This is a genomic window from Altererythrobacter sp. (assembly GCF_050299635.1).
GTDB lineage: Bacteria > Pseudomonadota > Alphaproteobacteria > Sphingomonadales > Sphingomonadaceae > Erythrobacter.
In genome coordinates, this window is record NZ_JBNKWF010000028.1 from 1 (window position 1) to 16721 (window position 16721).

Below are 16721 nucleotides of genomic sequence, written 5' to 3' on the forward strand. Positions count from 1 at the left end.
CCAAAGTCCAGCAGGCCGAGCAGGATAACGGCATGGGGAATGTAGTGTTTGAATAGACGGATCATCGGTCCCGCATTTGTCAGCTATCAATTCAGCCGAGCCTTACGCGCGAGAGATGAAATGTCGGTAAACTTTACAGTAGCACCACAAGCCTCGGGAATTTCCCGTTTTTGACGATTAAGCGAGGGTTACTTCCAAGCGTTAAGGCCGCTCGGCAAGCGGCCTGAACTCGAAAGGCGTCAGGCCCCGCGTGATCCGGTCGATCTCGAGTGGTACGCCCCGCGGCGGCAATGAACGCTGGCGACACCCCTCGATGTGGCAGCGCGAGCATCCCATTCCGATGGGCTGAGCTGCTTCCTCATTGAGCCGAACGTCCTTGGCGATTGCCAGATCGCCCGCCAGTCGCGCCTCGATTCCCAGAACGATAGCAAAGCGCGCTTCACCGACCGCACCGCTCGCCTCCACCGTGCGCGCCATGGTCAGCCAATGCGCCGGTCCGGCGTCGACGCCATCAACCTTGATCGACTGAACGCATAACTCGCCGCGCCGCTCAAACGCCTCATGCACAATCCAGAGCGGACAACTCGCTTCACTTTCGAGCAATGTCGCACCGCTCGCGCCCGAAAAACGCTTGGAGAATTGCCCCGCTCGATCGACCCGAGCCATGAAGAATGGCAGGCCCCGTTGTCCGACGCGTTGCAGCGTAGTGAGACGATGCGCGACCTGCTCATAACTCGTCCCGAAGCGGCGCTGCAGGATCGTCAGGTCATATCCAGTCTGCTCACAGGCACGCAGGAAGCGGCCATAGGGCATCAGTAGGGCTGCAGCGACATATCCGGTCAGGTGCCGTTCGAAGAGCTGGCGCGCTGACTGATCGACCAATTGCGCACCGGCAACAAGATTGTCGATCGCCTCGCGCTGCTCGAGCTGAGCGATCTGCAGGGCGATGTGAAAATTGCGCGAGGATCGGTCGAGCATCTCGGAAAGCTGCAACTGGCGCGCATGCAGATCGAGGCGGCGCACAGCTCCGGGCATCACGTCGAGCGGCAGGATCCGGACCGAGAGCTGGTGCCTCTCGCGCAATCGGTCCGTCAGCGCTGCGCTTAGATCTTCGCGAGAGAGGCGCATTTCGTCCGCCAGTTCCTCTGCCGCATGGTCGAGGTCGGCAAAATGGTTGCGCCACCGCTCGATTTCGCGGCGCGATTCGACCAGTGCGTCTCCAGCCATACCCACCGATTCCGGGCCACTGCGGTCATAAAGCCGGGCGAATGCAGCGGCCGCCTGCGGTGTTGTCGCCAGAAACTCGCTTACTTCGTCGCGATCGATTCCAAGGTCCGAAAAGCGTTCATCCGCGAAGCGTCGCGCAAGTCCATCGACCCCGCCGATCGATTCGTCTTCTCGCAGCGCTCGTGGATCGAAGTCGAAATGCTCGATCACCTGGACCAACACGCGTGCGGACAATGGGCGCTGATTGCGTTCTATCAGGTTGAGGTAACTCGGAGAAATACCCAGCGATGCAGCCATCGCAGCCTGTGTCATCCCTTCGCGCTTGCGCAGGCGGCGCAATGCCGGACCGGCAAAAATCGAACCGTCAGACATGGATATTGCCTTCCCCATTTGTAAATATATTTACATCTTCACAGAGCATAATCGCCAATTACGCTCAAAAAGACAACAAAGTTTGTAAGTTTTTCTGTCCAATCGCACTCAAGGTCGGCATTTTCCATGGGCAAGGGGCACCTCCCCACCCAATCATGGAGAAGTACAGTGACCTATCAGGCCAAGATCAAAGAGTTCCGCAAGACCATTGAAGGCAATGGCCAGAGCTGGGCTTCCATCGATCCTGAAAGCGCAGCCCGTATGACGATCCAGAATCGTTTCCCGACGGGCCTCGATATCGCAAAGTACACCGCGAAAATCATGCGCGCCGATATGGATGCCTATGATGCCGATCCGGCCAACTACACCCAGTCGCTGGGCTGCTGGCACGGATTCATCGCGCAGCAGAAGATGATTTCCATCAAGAAACACTTCGGCTCGACCAAGCAGCGTTACCTCTATCTCTCCGGGTGGATGATCGCTGCGTTGCGGAGCGAGTTCGGCCCGCTGCCCGACCAGTCGATGCATGAGAAGACGTCGGTTCCTGCGCTGATCGAGGAACTCTACACCTTCCTGCGTCAAGCTGACTCTCGTGAGTTGGGCATGATGTTCCGCGAACTCGACGCAGCGCGCGAGCGTGGCGACGAGGTCGAAACCAGGCGTCTAGAGAACGCGATCGACAACTACGAAACGCATGTCGTTCCGATCATCGCCGACATCGATGCCGGTTTCGGCAACGCTGAAGCGACTTACCTGCTCGCCAAGAAGATGATCGAAGCCGGTGCCTGCGCGCTGCAGATCGAGAACCAGGTGTCCGACGAGAAGCAGTGCGGCCACCAGGACGGCAAGGTGACTGTTCCGCATGAGGACTTCCTGCAGAAGATCCGTGCGATCCGCCACGCCTTCCTCGAACTCGGCGTGGAAGACGGCATCATCGTCGCCCGGACCGACTCGCTCGGCGCCGGTCTGACGAAGCAGATCGCTTTCACCACGGAGCCCGGCGATCTGGGCGACCAGTACAATGCCTTCCTCGATTGCGACGAAGTGGATCCGGCCAACATCACCAATGGCCAGGTATTCATCAGCCGCGACGGCAAGTTGCTGAGCCCCAAGCGTCTGCCCAGCAACCTCTACCAGTTCCGTCCGGGTACGGGTGAGGATCGCTGCGTGCTGGATTGCATCACTGCCCTGCAGAACGGTGCGGACCTGCTGTGGATCGAAACCGAGAAGCCGCATGTCGAACAGATTGCCGGCATGGTCGATCGCATCCGCGAAGCCGTTCCCAATGCGAAGCTGGTTTACAACAACTCGCCCAGCTTCAACTGGACGCTCAATTTCCGCCAGCAGATTTATGATGCCTGGGAAGCGGAAGGCGTGGATGTCTCGGCATACGACCGGGCCAAGCTGATGAGCGTGGATTACGACGCGACCGATCTGGCGATCGCCGCCGACGAGAAGATCCGTACCTTCCAGCGTGATGCTTCGAAGCGTGCCGGTATCTTCCACCACCTGATCACGCTGCCGACCTATCACACGGCTGCGCTGAGCACGGACAACCTTGCCAAGGAATATTTCGGCGAACAGGCCATGCTCGGCTATGTTAAGAACGTGCAGCGTCAGGAAATCCGCCAGGGTATCGCCTGCGTGAAGCACCAGAATATGGCCGGATCCGACATCGGCGACGACCATAAGGAATACTTTGCCGGCGAAGCAGCCCTCAAGGCTGGCGGCAAGGAAAACACGATGAACCAGTTCGAGGCTGCCTAGGTGGCAGCCTCCGGGCCCCGGTTCGGATCTGCGTGATCAGGAAGGAACATGATCATGACTGAAGAAACGACAAAGCCGCGCGAACCGGGACGGGCCAGGGCCCTGCTCTCGACCGCCGATTTCAAACTGCTGCGCAGGGCGCTGGAAAGCCACGCCAAGGCAACCGAAGATCGCGAGGAACTCGCCAAGATCAACGCCCTGCACCACCGGCTCGGCACTTACAGCTGACTACTGGCAGCTGACACCCGGTCAACAAGCTCCTGGGGAGGAGTGACGGCCGTCGGAGCGCCCCCAAAGCTCCGGCGGCCGTCTAAATTCGGGGACCACAGCGCCCCCTTAAATCAGCCGCCAGCGCGCGGCATCAGCGATAGTGCAGCGCCCGCCAACGCCTCCGCCCCTGTCGCGATCACCTTTTCCGCATCGGGCGCCCAGAAGGGTGAATGCAGCGACGGCAAGGAAATCTCGCCCGCCTTTGCCTTGTCAATCTGGTCATGCGGAACGCCGCCGACCCAGAATATCAGTGACTGAATGTGGTCGGGATCCGCACGATAGAACTGGCCGAAGTCTTCGCCCCCCATAACCGAGGGTACTTTCATCACCCGATCATCACCGAACCGCTCCCGAAACTCCGCAGCCATCCGCTCTGTGAATGCGGGCGTGTTGTAGGTCGAGGGCGTATAGGGCTCCTGCACCGTCACCGTCGGCAGCTTGTCTTCCGGCATACCCGCCGCCATCGCTTCGGCTATCGCGATGCGGGTGATACCATCAAGCAGCAGTTTGCGCGATGCGTCGCTGTAGGATCGCACCGTCAGTTGCAGCCTGGCTTCGTCGGAAATGATGTTGTGCTTCGCCCCCGCATGAAAGCTGCCCACCGTAACTACCGCCGGATCGAGCGGACTGCTCTCACGGCTCACAAGCGTCTGCAGCCGCATCACGATAGCGCTGGCGATCACGATCGGATCCTTGGCGGTGTGTGGATAGGCCCCGTGTCCGCCGATGCCCGGCACGGATATGTCGACGCTGTCGACATTGGCCAGGGCATAGCCACTCGAATAGCCGATCATACCGGCAGGAAACTGCGCTGCGTCGTGGAAGCCGATGACAAAATCCGGTTTGGGAAAGCGCGTGAACAACCCGTCATCCAGCATTGCCAGGGCACCCTCGCCCAGTTCTTCGGCGGGCTGCAGTATCATCACCAGCGTGCCCTGCCATTGGTCCTTGCGCTCTGCGAGCTGCTGCGCCGTGCCGACCCAGGCGGCCATATGCGTATCGTGCCCGCAGGCGTGCATGACTCCCGTTTCAACGCCCGATGCCGGAACACCAACCACTTTTGATGCAAATGGCAAGCCGGTCTGCTCGACCACCGGAAGCGCGTCCATATCCGCACGGATCAGAACAGTCGGCCCTTCCCCATTGCGCATCACGGCGACCACACCGGTCTTGCCCACTCCTTCGGTCACATCGAAGCCAAGCGCCCGCGCACGCGCGGCCAGTTTCTTCGAAGTCCCGACTTCCTGGAAACTAAGTTCAGGGTTGGCGTGCAGGTCGCGGTAAAGCTCCATCAGTTCAGGCATGTCAGCCGCCACGCCGCTGCTCAGATCGTCAGCATAGGCAGGACCCGAACCCAGGGAAATCAATGCGGCGGCTATGGCGAACTTACTGATCGTGGCCTTCATGCTGGGTTCCTTGATGCAGGATTTGAGTGACAAAGCTGACGGTGCGCAGACTTCCGGACTTTCAATATATCGTTGCTATACAAGCCAAACGTCCACACGCCGGGCGGTTGAAACTACATGGTGAGAAGGCGCGCCGCTCCGGCCCTACATGCCATAGCGCATGACCAGCAGAACCGAGAGCGTCGTCACCATCAGCAACACCAATGGCAATCCCGTTCGGATATAGTCTTTAAATTCGTAGCTGCCCTCGGACATGATGAGCATGTTGGTCTGGTAGGCAATCGGCGTCGCGTAACAAAGGTTGCAACCAAACAACACCGCAAGCACCAGCGGCTCTGCCGGAAGCCCCAACTGCTTGGCAATGCTGAAGGCGATCGGCGTACCGACGGTCGCGGCCGTGGCATTCGAAGCGAAATTGGTAAGCAGGGTCACGAACAGCATAATTGCCGCGAGCACTGCTGCCGGCGAAAGATACTGCAGGCCCAGCCCCAATGCCTCGCCCAGCCATTGGGCCGCTCCGCTCTCGTCAATGATCCGACCTATGGCGATACTCGCCGCCACCAGCACAATCACCTTTGCCGAAAGCGCACGGCCCACGCGATCGAACTTCACACAGCCCGTCACGAACATCAGGATGGCACCCGCCAGCGCCGAAATTGCGATCGGGAAGATGCCCACGGCGGCAGTAAACACGGAAACGCCCATAATCGCGCCAGCAAGCAGCGCCTTGGATCGGCGTGGCAATTCACGCGCACCTTCCAGCATCAGCAGGCTATCGCTACGGGCAAATGACTGCAGCTCTTCGGGCAGGCCCATGACCAGCAGCACATCGCCTTCTGCGATCCGCAAATCGCCGCCTTCGCTATATTCGTCCTTCTCTCCCAACAGCCGTTCGGGCCGATGGATGCCCAGCACTGCCACCCCGTGCAGGTCAGCAATACCCGATGTCGGCAGCGTCCGGCTGATAAGCCGGGAATCCGCCGTAACCGTCATCTCAACGACATGGATGTCGAGATCCTTGCTGGAAGATTCGCGCCGTATCCGGTCGAGCACCCAGCTCGGGGCCAATTCGCCCTTCAGTATCCGCGTTGCGTCCTCCAGCGCTTCGTGCGTTCCGGAGATAAGCAGGCGTTGCTGGGGCTGGATCGGGCCGGAAGGCTGATCGACGATCGCAATGCCCTTCGGCAAGCGGGTGAGAATGGCCGAAATCTCCTCGCCGACCAGTGAGCTGTCGCCGGCAATTCTCAAGCGCGTGTAGAAGCGGCGAGCTTCGGCCGCATCGGTGACACTGTTGTCAGAGAGCAACCGAGGCATGACCAGCCAGAGGTAGGGCAGCGCGATCAGCGAAGCGGTGAGGACAATCGGCGTGAAATGGAACACGCTCATCTGCTTCATGCCCAGATCGACCGCGATCGAAACGACCAGAATATTGGTGGAGGTGCCGATAGTGGTCGAAACACCGCCCAGCAGCGAAGCCGCATTCAAGGGAATCAGCGTCTTTGAAGCCGGCATTGCGCCTCGCGCCGCGAGCGATACGAATATCGGCATTAACAGCACGAGCACAGGCGTGTTGTTGACCACCATCGACAGCGAAAAGGCAATCAGCAACGAAACCAGCAAGCCAAGCTGCAGGTTCAGCTTGAACAGTCCCTCGAGCAATCGTGCCGCGGGATCGAGCGCGCCGGTCACGACAAGCCCTCTCCCCAGGATCATCAGCGCGCAAATCGTGATCAGTGCGTGATGCCCGAAACCGCCGAAGGCGATCCCAAGCCCGTCAATTTTCTGGTGACCTTCGAGCGGAAAAAAATAGAGGCCGACCGCGATGACCGCGATCGTCAGCAGCGAAATGATCTCCACCGACATGCGCCCACGCGCAAAGGCGATGAACATCGCGACGGTAACCGCCATCGCTGCCATTGCATGGAAGGAAGGTAGCGCCAGCATCTCTCGCGCAGTGATTCCCAAAGCGCGCGCAAAATTACAAGCTGTTTATGAGTTTGGTGCCTCGGATTACCCGGACGCTAACCGAGATCTTCGAACCGCCGAAGGCGGATCGCGAGGCCGACCGGCCGCCCGCAGCGACGATCTGCGCTCAAACAGCCGGCGCTTGAGGCAAAAAAGAAAACGCTCACGCAGCGCAGGAAAATGGTGCCTCTGGCCGGAGTCGAACCGGCACTACCGAAGTAACTCGATTTTGAGTCGAGCGCGTCTACCAATTCCGCCACAGAGGCACTGTTACGGGAGCGAGGCGGATAGCGGCGCCTCTCGCTTGCTTCAAGCCTTCAAAGCGCCAGCAAGCAATTTATGCAGCTTGGAATGCAGCGAATCATTGGCTGCCAATACCTGTTGCGCATGGATCGGTTCCGTCCGGCCACGATAGTCGCTTACGAAACCTCCGGCTTCCCGTATCAGCAAGCACCCTGCCGCCGTGTCCCAATCCTTGAGCCCGGTTTCCCAGAAACCGTCAAAACGGCCAGCAGCGACCCAGGCGAGATCGAGCGACGCAGCGCCGAAACGGCGAATTCCGGCCACTTCAGGCCCGATTGCACCGTAGATCTTCATCCATTCTGCGGGATCACCCGCACCCTGGAAGGGAATGCCGGTTGCGATCAGCGCTTCGCTGAGGCGCGAGCGGGAGGAGACGCGCAAACGTGCGTCATGCAGCCATGCTCCGCGTGACTTCTCGGCCCAGAACGTCTCGTCGGTGATCGGCTGGTAGATGCAGGCGGCGGTCACATCGCCCCAGCCCGATCCGTCCAGCCTGGGTTCCTGCACCGCGATAGAGATCGCGAAGTGCGGCATGCCGTGTAGAAAATTGCTGGTCCCGTCGAGCGGGTCAATGATCCACCGCGGCTTAGTGGGATCGCCCTCGACGATGCCGGCTTCTTCCAGCACGAATCCCCAGTCTGGCCGGGCCTGACTGAGCTCGTCATACAAGGTGCGTTCGGCACGCATATCGGCCTTGCTGACGAAATCGGCAGGGCCCTTGCGGCTGACCTGCAAATGTTCGATCTCGCCGAAATCGCGGCGCAAGCGGCCGCCCGCCTTACGCGCTGCGCGCTCCATCACGCGGATAAGGCCGGAAAGAACTGCCATTTTCTCAATAATTCCTGTCAGTCGAGCGCAATGCGGATCGATTGCGCGGTCAGCTCGATCTCACCCCATCCGCTCTCGATAAAGGCATAGTCGCCTTCGATGGTGGCGGAGTCGATCACGCTGAAGTCGATGTCCTTGCCTTCTTCCGCCTTGGCCTTCTTCAGCCGCAGATCGTCCATATCGGCAAAGCGGATGAAGCCCTTGCGATAGCAGCCTTCGTCACTGTCGCTCTGCTCATAGTTCGGATGGTTATCAAGCAGGTGGAAGTCCATCTCAAGCGTGAGGGATTCGTCATCGTAGATCACGCCCAGGATGTAGCTTGTCCCGAGGTCGATCCCTTCCAGTTTAGGATGTGATGCACCCGCCATAATTTGCTCCGTTATCCGGCTTTCCCGACGTAGGCCTGTTCATAGACGTCGACCACGATCCGCGTTCCGCTTTCGATATGCGGAGGCACCATGATACGCACGCCATTGTCAAGCACCGCCGGCTTGTAGCTCGACGATGCAGTCTGTCCCTTAACCACCGCATCGGCCTCGACAATTTCGGCTTCGACCTGTTGTGGCAGTTCGACGCTGATGGGCTTTTCCTCCCACAGCTCAAGCTGGACCTGCATCCCGTCCTGCAGGAAGGGTCGTGCATCGCCCAGCAGGTCCGATGGCAGGCTGATCTGCTCAAAGCTTTCCTGGTCCATGAAGACCAGCATATCGCCGTCTTCATAGAGGAACTGGAATTCCTTCGTGTCGAGCCGTACGCGCTCAACCGTGTCGGCACTGCGGAAACGCACGTTTGTCTTGCGGCCATCCTGCAGGTTTTTCATTTCGACCTGCATATAGGCCCCGCCCTTGCCTGGCTGGGTGTGCTGGATCTTGGCGACTTTCCAGATGCCGCCTTCATACTCCAGGATATTGCCGGGGCGGATATCGACACCGCTGATCTTCATCGAACTAAACCTTCTTGTGGGGAATGCAGGCACCACGCGCCCGCCATTAGCGCCGCGCCCTTAGCTCAGGCTTGGGCTGACGGCAAGGCGGCTGGCGGTCTTGCGATCTCCATGATAACCCGCTGCACCATGAAAATGACTATTATCCTTTCTGCGCTGGTTACTATTGCGACAACGGCAGGCCTCGCAACGACAGCGCCGCTTGCGGCGAAGGGCGGGCTGCTCAAGACAATGCCGCACGGATCATATCAATGCGGATTGCCGGGCGATGCGTCGGGCCCGCCGTGGGAGCCGGTCCCCGGCGCCAGCTTCCGGCTGGCCAATGCCTCCAGCTATCGCAGCGAAGGCGGACGCGGCACCTATCTGCTCAAGGGAGACGAGTTTATCTTCACTCGCGGGCCGTTGAAGGGAACGCAATATCGGCGGACGGGGCCAAACGAGCTGCAGATTATCCAGCCCGACGGTTCGCTGGGCAAGCAGCTTTGCGTGCGCACCGGCGGCAGTCGTTAGTCAGAAGGTCCAGACCCGATCGCTGCACGAAACGCCTCGATTGCAGCAGCCTCGTCGCCATTCCAGACGGCGCCCGACACCGCCAGAAAATCGGCCCCCGCCTCAACCAGCGGCCCGCAGTTCTCAGGCGTTATTCCGCTTATCGCGACACAGGGGATTTCGAACAATTGCGACCACCATTCGAGAAGATCGAGCTCGGCCCTGTGTTCCGTCTCCTTGGTGGTGGAAGGGAAAAACGCACCGAAGGCGACATAGTCTGCGCCCGCCTCGCCCGCTTCCATCGCCAGATGCCTTGAATCATGGCAGGTGACGCCGATCTGCGCGTCACGGCCTAGCTCCTCACGTGCTTCACGCGGGTTTCCGTCCTGCTGGCCCAGATGCACACCATCGGCCTTCAGTCGCCTGGCCAGCGCAACATTGTCATTGACGATGAAACCAACCTCATGCGCCGCACAGATGGCCTGCAGCGGCTCAGCCAGCGCCGCCGCTTCATGCTGATCCATGTCCTTCACGCGAAATTGAAAGGCAGTCACCAACCCCTCGCCTGCCGCAAGCGCGCGTTCGAGCCGCGCGGGGAAATCGCCGCTCACATCAAGTGGGGAGATCAGGTAGAGTTGGCATGTTGGATTGCTGTCGGGCATGGCGGGCATGTAGTCGCTCCTGCTGGCGACGCCAAGCGTTCGGCATTCATTCAGCCTGATTCCGCCATCATTTCAGCCATGAAGACCGCCGTTTCACTGATCGTTGCACTCGCTGCGATCCCGCTGCTTGCCGCCGCCGCGCCAGAGGCCAGAGCTTGCGGAAAATCCAGCTCGGCTTCCGAGAGCGCTCCAACACCTGATGCTTCAGGCACAGTCGGGCTTGGCGAGACCATGGATGTCGGCCACGGCGTTTCGGTGACTCCGCTCGCAGTGGAAGAAGACAGCCGCTGCCCCGGCGGCGCCATCTGTGTCTGGGCTGGCAGATTGGTGCTGCGCGCGAAAATCGAAAAAGGCGGGCAATCGCAGGAACGATTGCTTGAGCTGGACGTGCCGACGCATATTTTTGGCGGAATGCTAACGCTAGCCAATGCCGGTCCTCCAGCAGGAGCGGATGGGACCGGCGCAAGCTATCGCTTTCGCTTCAGTTTCGCGCCGGACATTATGGGCGATTAGCGCCGCTTACAGATTGCCGCCGCCCCGGTCTGTGTCCAATCAGGACAGAGGAAAACCGGCGCATCGGCTCCACCCATCCCTGTGGTAATGATTCGGAAACCACGGAGGCAGTCATGCACAAGCCCATTCTTGCATTCGCAGCACTTACTTTGGGCGCGAGCAGCGCCGGCGCGGAATCGGCCAGCGTCCCGATGTTTGCCCGTGCGCAGCTCAGCGACGATGTCTCGCTAGTAACCTACGGCATAATGCGCGACACGCGCTGCAACGATCCGAAGCTGTGTTTTCAGGACGAGCGGCTGGTAGTCGGCGTAGTCGTCACCGTGGACGGTCAACGGCGAGACATGATGCTGGAAATGGGAGTGCCCGTGCCTGTCGCCGATGGCTGGCTTGAATTGACCGGTAGCCCGACACAGCCCCGGTTAAGCGGAGCGACGCCGCTGCCTGAATACCAGCTGGATTATAGCTTCTACCGTTAACCGGCTATTCCGGGATTACCCAGCGACTGACGCGGCATGGATCGCGTCGATCGCCTTGCCAAGAGCACCATCGAAATCCGCTCCGCTCTGGTCCTTGCGCAGATCCTGCAGCAATCCGCGGCTAAAGCTGGCGATCATGCCCGCATTCTTCGCCAGATGCTCACAGGCCTCCTCCGTCGAATATCCGCCTGAAAGTGCCACCACCTTGAGCACCGCCGGGTGCGCGATCACCGGATCGTAGAGACCCGGTTCGACCGGAATGGAGAGCTTGAGCATGACCTGGCGGCCTTCGGGCAGCGCATCAAGTCCTTTCAGAACCTCGTCGCGCAGGATCTTTTCGCCCTCGGCGCGATCGGCAGCGGTAATGTCATATTCGGGCTCGAGCATCGGCATCAGCCCGGCATCTGCGATTTGATTGCCCACTTCAAACTGCTGCGCAACGATGGCCGCGATCCCTGCCGGATTGGCGGATTTGATAACCGAGCGCATCTTCGTTCCGAACATGCCCTTGGCGACGGACTTCTCAAGCAGCGCAGGAAGCTTGTCGAGCGGCTTCATCAGCTGCACGCCATTCTGTTCCTCGGCCAGACCCTGATCGACCTTGATGAAGGGAACCACGCCGCGTTCCTTCAGTGCATCAGCGGCGGGCTTGCCATCGACTTCGCCGTCCATGGTCTTTTCGAACAGGATCGCGCCGATCACCTTGCCGCAGCCAAAGCTGGGCGAGGTAATTACGCGGCTGCGCATCTCGTGGATGCGTGCGAACATCTCGTCATCGCCGTTCCACTCATCGTCGCCGACGCCATATCCGCGAAGCGCCTTGGGGGTTGAGCCGCCCGATTGGTCAAGTGCGGCGATAAAGCCGTCACCATTGGCAATCTTGGTGGTCATCTGGTCGCGATTCATGAGTGGTTCCCTGGTCGTTGATCTCGAGCGTGCATACGAATGCATTGGCGCGCCCTTAGCCACCCCGAAGCCACACCGCAACCGCCGGAACGGGTTATTTCGACAGAGCGCTTACGCCGGGCAATTCCTTGCCTTCCATCCATTCAAGAAAGGCACCGCCCGCAGTCGAGATGTATGTCACATCTTCGGTCACACCGGCATGGGCCAATGCCGCCACGGTATCACCCCCGCCTGCGACCGAGACCAGCGAACCTTCCTGCGTCAGCGCGGCCGCCGTCCGGGCCAGCGCCACGGTGGCAGCATCAAAAGGCACGATCTCGAACGCGCCCATTGGCCCGTTCCATACCAGCGTGCGACAAGTCTTGAGCACGTCGCCTAGTGCCTCGACCGCTAGCGGCCCGACATCGAGAATCATCTCGTCCGCTGCAACCTCATGCACATTGCAGGTCCGCAAGCTCGGCGGATTGGCGGCAAACTCCTTCGCCACCACGACGTCATAGGGCAAATGCACGGTGCAGCCGGCATGGTCGGCCTCGTCCATGATCTTGTTTGCCGTTTCGGTCAGATCATGTTCGCACAGGCTCTTGCCGACATCCACACCCTTCGCCGCGAGGAAGGTGTTCGCCATCCCGCCGCCGATAATCAGGTGCTGGACCTTGCCGACCAGGTTTTCGAGCACCGCGAGCTTGGTCGAGACCTTGGCTCCGCCCACAACCGCGGCAACCGGCGTTTCCGGATTGCCGAGCGCAGCGTCGAGCGCGGTCAGCTCCTTCTCCATCGCACGGCCCGCATAGGCCGGAAGAAGATGCGCCAGCCCTTCGGTTGAAGCATGCGCGCGGTGCGCGGCGGAGAAGGCGTCGTTGACGTAGAAATCGCCCAGTGCCGCGATGCCTTTCGCGAACACGGGATCGTTGGCTTCCTCGCCCGGCCAGAAGCGGACGTTGTCCATCAGCCCGATATCGCCCGGCCCCAATATACCGATTGCCTGCTCGGCAACTGGTCCAGAGACTTCGGGGATGAACATGATCTCCTTGCCCAGCACCTTCTCGACATCGCCTTGCACAAAGCTGGTCGAAAGCGCCGAGCTGCGCTTGCCGCCCGGTCGCCCGAAGTGGGCGAGCAGGATGACCTTGGCGCCCTTCTCGGCCAGTTCGAGTATGGTCGGCTTGACCGCTTCGACACGGGTGACGTCGGTCGCCGAGCCATCCTTCATCGGAAGGTTAAGATCGACGCGCACCAATGCGACCTTGCCTGTCACATCACCAAGGTCGTCGAGAGTATTGAAACTAGCCATTTGCGAACTCCAATCCTCCCCACCGGGGGAGGGGAACCGCGCGCGAAGCGCGGGGTGGAGGGGCACTCGCAGATGTTCCGAATGGTGGCAGGTACCCCTCCACCACCTTCGGTGGTCCCCCTCCCCGCTTGCGGGGAGGAAGGGCCTTAAAGGAAGCTCGCCATCACGCCGGTGGTGTCGATCATGCGGTTGGAGAAGCCCCACTCATTGTCATACCAGCTCACCACGCGCGCAAGCTTGCCTTCCATCACCGAGGTTTCGAGGCTGTCGACCGTCGAGCTTGCCGGGTGGTGGTTGAAGTCGCTGCTGACGAGCGGCTGTTCGGTATAGTCGAGCACACCCTTCATCGGGCCTTCGGCAGCCGCCTTGAGCGCGGCGTTCAGTTCTTCGGCGCTGGTTTCGCGGCCCGGCGTGAAGACCAGGTCGACCAGGCTGACATTGGGCGTCGGCACGCGAACCGATGAACCGTCCAGCTTGCCCTTCAGTTCGGGCAGGACCAGGCCAACCGCGCGCGCAGCGCCAGTCGTCGTCGGGATCATGTTCTGCGCACCACCGCGTGCACGGCGCAGATCCTTGTGGATCTGGTCAAGCATCCGCTGGTCATTGGTGTAGCTGTGGATCGTGGTCATGAAGCCACGCTCGATCCCGACCAGGTCGTTGAGGACCTTGGCGACGGGCGAGAGGCAATTGGTGGTGCAGCTGGCGTTGGAGATGATGTCGTCATCCGCAGTCAGCTGGTCGTGGTTGACGCCATAGACGATCGTCTTCGAAACGCCCGTTGCGGGGGCCGAGATGATCACGCGCTTGGCGCCAGCGGAAAGGTGCGGACGCGCTGCTTCGTCTGACTGGAAGAAGCCGGTGCATTCCATCACGATATCGACGCCGTTTTCGCCATGCGGCAATTTGCCCGGATCGCGTTCTGCCGTCACCTTGATGTGTTTGCCATTGACGACCAGATCGTTGCCATCGACTTCGACTGTGCCGGGGAAACGGCCATGCGTGCTGTCGAAACCAAACAGCAGGGCATTGGACTTGGTGTCAGCCAGATCGTTGATCGATACGAGTTCGAGATCGTGGTCGGTGCGCTCCAGGATAGCGCGGGCGACAAGCCGCCCGATACGTCCGAAACCGTTGATCGCAACCTTGGTCGCCATGAAAGAAACTCCTGTTTAACCGTTGAGCTTGTTGACTATTTGCGGAACGATCGCGTCCGCTGTGAAACCGAATTTGGCAAACAGTTCGCCTGCCGGTGCGGAAGCGCCGAAGCGGTCGAGCCCGATGGTCAAGCCATCCTGGCCGACATAGCGTTCCCAACCCAGAGTCGAGCCCGCTTCTATCGAAACTTTCAGGCAATCGGCCGGGAATACGTCTGCGCGATAGGCTGCGTCCTGCTGCGCGAACAGTTCCATGCAAGGCATGGAGACGACATCGGCGCCGATGCCCTGCTCTTCAAGGGCGCTGGCAACATCGGTGGCGAGTTCAACCTCCGAACCGGTTGCAACCAGCACAACCTTGCGGTCTGCCGTGGCCGATACGAGGCGATAGGCGCCCTTGGCGCTACGGTTGGAAAGCGCACTCCAGCTTTCATCGCCCTCGCCGCGCAGCTGCGGCAGGTTCTGGCGCGAAAGTGCCAGCACCGAAGGCGTTTCCGGCGTTTGCAGCGCCAGCGCCCAGCATTCGGCGGTTTCGATCGTGTCGCAGGGACGATAGACGTTGAGATTGGGGACGAGGCGCAGGCTCATGACCTGTTCCACCGGCTGGTGCGTCGGGCCGTCTTCGCCCAAGCCGATCGAGTCATGCGTCATGACATAGACGACACCAACCTGCTGCAGTGCAGAAAGGCGGATTGCATTGCGGCAATAATCGCTGAAAATCAGGAAGGTGCCGCCATATGGTACGACGCCGCCATGCAACGCCATGCCATTCATCGCTGCGGCCATGCCGAACTCGCGAATGCCGTAATAGACATAGCGCCCGGCGTAATTGTCCGCGAGGAAGGGTTCGGTCGACGGCGTCTTGGTGTTGTTCGATCCGGTAAGATCGGCCGAACCGCCGATCAGCTGCGGCAGCTTTTCGGTCAGCGGGCCAAGCGCCATTTCGGAGGCCTTGCGGGTTGCGACCTTCTTGGGATCGGCAGCCAGAGCAGCGATGTACTCTTCAAGCGCCGGTGCCGCGAGGTCGGAGACACCCTTCATGTGGTTCTCGAAATCGGCTCGCTTGCCGGAAGCGGTGAGACGTTCTTTCCACGCCGAATGCGCAGCCGCGCCGCGCTCGCCAGTGGCACGCCAATCTGCTGCGATCTGATCAGGCACTTCGAAGGGCGCAGAGTCCCAGCCCAGCTCAACCCGTGCAGCCGCAATTTCTTCCGGACCAAGCGGCGCACCATGCGTCGCGCTGGTGCCCTGCTTATTGGGTGCGCCCTTCCCGATCACCGTCTTGCAGGCGATCAGCGAGGGCCGCTCGTGAGCCAGCGCTTCGTCGATAGCGCGCTCGATATCGGCATAATCGTGCCCGTCGCAGCTCACTACGTGCCAGCCCGTCGCTTCATAGCGGGCCTTGATGTTCTCGCTGGTCGAAAGGTCTGTGCTGCCGTCAATGGTGATCTGATTGTCGTCCCAGAACACATTCATCTTGCCGAGCTTGAGATGCGCCGCGAGCCCGATCGCTTCGTGGTTGATGCCTTCCATCAGGCAGCCATCGCCCGCAATCACCCAGGTCCGGTGATTGACGACTTCGTCACTGAACAACGCATTGAGGTGACGCTCGGCCATCGCCATGCCGACTGCCATCGCCAGACCCTGGCCCAGCGGGCCGGTCGTGCATTCGACACCGGGGATGAGGAAGTTTTCCGGGTGGCCCGCGCACGGACTGCCAAGCTGGCGGAAGTTGCGGATGTCCTCCATCGTCGGCGAAGCGTAGCCGGAAAGGTTCAGCAGGCTGTAGATCAGCATCGAGCCGTGGCCCGCGCTCAGCACGAAACGGTCACGATCGGCCCATTCGGGCGCGGCGGGGTCGAACTTGAGATATTTCGACCAAAGCACACTCGCTACATCGGCCATACCCATCGGCATTCCGGGATGACCCGAGTTTGCTGCCTGGACCGCGTCCATGGATAGCGCGCGGATGGCATTCGCCATGTTCTGCAGGCGGGCGGTGTCGAGGCTCATTCTAGGCAGGCTCCTGCTGGTCAGCGGGCCTGTTGAAAAAGGCTGTGGCCCGGCATCTCGATTCGGCACGATTCGGCGCGCGCGAACCCTTCGCGGAGCGCGCCAAGGAGGTCAAGCGACTCGCGCACCGCAT

16 protein-coding genes and 1 tRNA gene are annotated in these 16721 nt (G+C 60.5%); 5 read left to right on the forward strand and 12 right to left on the reverse strand.

The genetic code is table 11. From position 1 onward, the window contains the following. Positions 1–201: 201 nt before the first annotated feature. A complete protein-coding gene (locus tag ACQY6C_RS12985) occupies positions 202–1599 on the reverse strand; it encodes a helix-turn-helix domain-containing protein (protein WP_427969404.1) in 1398 nt (465 codons plus the stop codon). Between the two features lie 168 nt (positions 1600–1767). Between ACQY6C_RS12985 and ACQY6C_RS12990 the strand changes: the two genes are divergently transcribed. After that, entirely contained in the window at positions 1768–3366 is a 1599-nt protein-coding gene (locus tag ACQY6C_RS12990; RefSeq protein ID WP_427969406.1) for an isocitrate lyase, read from the forward strand. A 54-nt stretch (positions 3367–3420) separates the two neighbouring features. Further along, positions 3421–3594, forward strand: a complete 174-nt coding sequence (locus tag ACQY6C_RS12995; RefSeq protein ID WP_427969407.1) for a hypothetical protein — start codon at positions 3421–3423, stop codon at positions 3592–3594. 113 nt (positions 3595–3707) lie between these two features. Here ACQY6C_RS12995 and ACQY6C_RS13000 read toward each other — a convergent pair whose 3' ends face one another. From ACQY6C_RS13000 to efp, 6 genes are all read right to left on the reverse strand, one after another. Further along, positions 3708–5042 carry an amidohydrolase gene (locus ACQY6C_RS13000; RefSeq protein ID WP_427969409.1) on the reverse strand — a complete coding sequence of 445 codons (1335 nt, stop codon included), beginning with the start codon at positions 5040–5042 and terminating at the stop codon, positions 3708–3710. A gap of 144 nt (positions 5043–5186) precedes the next feature. Then, on the reverse strand, positions 5187–6959 hold the full coding sequence (locus ACQY6C_RS13005) for an SLC13 family permease (protein WP_427969411.1): 1773 nt from the start codon (positions 6957–6959) through the stop codon (positions 5187–5189). A 229-nt stretch (positions 6960–7188) separates the two neighbouring features. Then, positions 7189–7273: transfer RNA gene (locus ACQY6C_RS13010), tRNA-Leu, on the reverse strand. A 43-nt stretch (positions 7274–7316) separates the two neighbouring features. Beyond that, positions 7317–8138, reverse strand: coding sequence for an inositol monophosphatase family protein (locus tag ACQY6C_RS13015; protein ID WP_427969413.1), 822 nt, complete (start codon positions 8136–8138; stop codon positions 7317–7319). 17 nt (positions 8139–8155) lie between these two features. Continuing rightward, positions 8156–8506 carry a hypothetical protein gene (locus ACQY6C_RS13020; protein ID WP_427969415.1) on the reverse strand — a complete coding sequence of 117 codons (351 nt, stop codon included), beginning with the start codon at positions 8504–8506 and terminating at the stop codon, positions 8156–8158. An 11-nt stretch (positions 8507–8517) separates the two neighbouring features. Continuing rightward, entirely contained in the window at positions 8518–9081 is a 564-nt protein-coding gene (efp, locus tag ACQY6C_RS13025; protein WP_427969417.1) for an elongation factor P, read from the reverse strand. A 135-nt stretch (positions 9082–9216) separates the two neighbouring features. Here efp and ACQY6C_RS13030 point away from each other — a divergent pair, with 135 nt between their 5' ends. Continuing rightward, positions 9217–9591, forward strand: coding sequence for an elongation factor P (locus ACQY6C_RS13030; protein WP_427969419.1), 375 nt, complete (start codon positions 9217–9219; stop codon positions 9589–9591). Here ACQY6C_RS13030 and thiE read toward each other — a convergent pair. Then, positions 9588–10241, reverse strand: a complete 654-nt coding sequence (gene thiE, locus ACQY6C_RS13035; protein ID WP_427969421.1) for a thiamine phosphate synthase — start codon at positions 10239–10241, stop codon at positions 9588–9590. The two genes, ACQY6C_RS13030 and thiE, sit on opposite strands and share 4 nt — an antisense overlap. A 69-nt stretch (positions 10242–10310) precedes the next feature. Here thiE and ACQY6C_RS13040 point away from each other — a divergent pair, with 69 nt between their 5' ends. After that, the gene (locus ACQY6C_RS13040) at positions 10311–10745 is read left to right on the forward strand and encodes a hypothetical protein (protein ID WP_427969423.1); all 435 of its coding nucleotides are present in this window, start codon (positions 10311–10313) and stop codon (positions 10743–10745) included. Between the two features lie 113 nt (positions 10746–10858). Then, positions 10859–11221: a hypothetical protein gene (locus ACQY6C_RS13045; protein ID WP_427969425.1), complete on the forward strand. Its 363-nt coding sequence runs from the start codon at positions 10859–10861 to the stop codon at positions 11219–11221. 15 nt (positions 11222–11236) lie between these two features. Here ACQY6C_RS13045 and ACQY6C_RS13050 read toward each other — a convergent pair whose 3' ends face one another. From ACQY6C_RS13050 to tkt, 4 genes are all read right to left on the reverse strand, one after another. After that, positions 11237–12127: a fructose bisphosphate aldolase gene (locus tag ACQY6C_RS13050; RefSeq protein ID WP_427969427.1), complete on the reverse strand. Its 891-nt coding sequence runs from the start codon at positions 12125–12127 to the stop codon at positions 11237–11239. A 94-nt stretch (positions 12128–12221) separates the two neighbouring features. Then, positions 12222–13421, reverse strand: a complete 1200-nt coding sequence (locus ACQY6C_RS13055) for a phosphoglycerate kinase (protein ID WP_427969429.1) — start codon at positions 13419–13421, stop codon at positions 12222–12224. A gap of 146 nt (positions 13422–13567) precedes the next feature. Next, complete coding sequence (gap, locus tag ACQY6C_RS13060; protein ID WP_427969430.1) at positions 13568–14575, reverse strand: type I glyceraldehyde-3-phosphate dehydrogenase; 1008 nt, start codon at positions 14573–14575, stop codon at positions 13568–13570. Positions 14576–14590: 15 nt separating this feature from the next. Continuing rightward, positions 14591–16588: a transketolase gene (gene tkt, locus ACQY6C_RS13065; RefSeq protein ID WP_427969432.1), complete on the reverse strand. Its 1998-nt coding sequence runs from the start codon at positions 16586–16588 to the stop codon at positions 14591–14593. Positions 16589–16721 lie beyond the last annotated feature (133 nt).

Bases quoted from the DNA above. Each gene is read 5' to 3' on its own strand.
- ACQY6C_RS12985 (WP_427969404.1), bottom strand. From the start codon at position 1,599: ATGTCTGACGGTTCGATTTTTGCCGGTCCGGCATTGCGCCGCCTGCGC.
- ACQY6C_RS12995 (WP_427969407.1), top strand. From the start codon at position 3,421: ATGACTGAAGAAACGACAAAGCCGCGCGAACCGGGACGGGCCAGGGCC.
- ACQY6C_RS13000 (WP_427969409.1), bottom strand. From the start codon at position 5,042: ATGAAGGCCACGATCAGTAAGTTCGCCATAGCCGCCGCATTGATTTCC.
- ACQY6C_RS13005 (WP_427969411.1), bottom strand. From the start codon at position 6,959: ATGGCAGCGATGGCGGTTACCGTCGCGATGTTCATCGCCTTTGCGCGT.
- ACQY6C_RS13015 (WP_427969413.1), bottom strand. From the start codon at position 8,138: ATGGCAGTTCTTTCCGGCCTTATCCGCGTGATGGAGCGCGCAGCGCGT.
- ACQY6C_RS13020 (WP_427969415.1), bottom strand. From the start codon at position 8,506: ATGGCGGGTGCATCACATCCTAAACTGGAAGGGATCGACCTCGGGACA.
- efp (WP_427969417.1), bottom strand. From the start codon at position 9,081: ATGAAGATCAGCGGTGTCGATATCCGCCCCGGCAATATCCTGGAGTAT.
- ACQY6C_RS13030 (WP_427969419.1), top strand. From the start codon at position 9,217: ATGACTATTATCCTTTCTGCGCTGGTTACTATTGCGACAACGGCAGGC.
- thiE (WP_427969421.1), bottom strand. From the start codon at position 10,241: ATGCCCGCCATGCCCGACAGCAATCCAACATGCCAACTCTACCTGATC.
- ACQY6C_RS13040 (WP_427969423.1), top strand. From the start codon at position 10,311: ATGAAGACCGCCGTTTCACTGATCGTTGCACTCGCTGCGATCCCGCTG.
- ACQY6C_RS13045 (WP_427969425.1), top strand. From the start codon at position 10,859: ATGCACAAGCCCATTCTTGCATTCGCAGCACTTACTTTGGGCGCGAGC.
- ACQY6C_RS13050 (WP_427969427.1), bottom strand. From the start codon at position 12,127: ATGAATCGCGACCAGATGACCACCAAGATTGCCAATGGTGACGGCTTT.
- ACQY6C_RS13055 (WP_427969429.1), bottom strand. From the start codon at position 13,421: ATGGCTAGTTTCAATACTCTCGACGACCTTGGTGATGTGACAGGCAAG.
- gap (WP_427969430.1), bottom strand. From the start codon at position 14,575: ATGGCGACCAAGGTTGCGATCAACGGTTTCGGACGTATCGGGCGGCTT.
- tkt (WP_427969432.1), bottom strand. From the start codon at position 16,588: ATGAGCCTCGACACCGCCCGCCTGCAGAACATGGCGAATGCCATCCGC.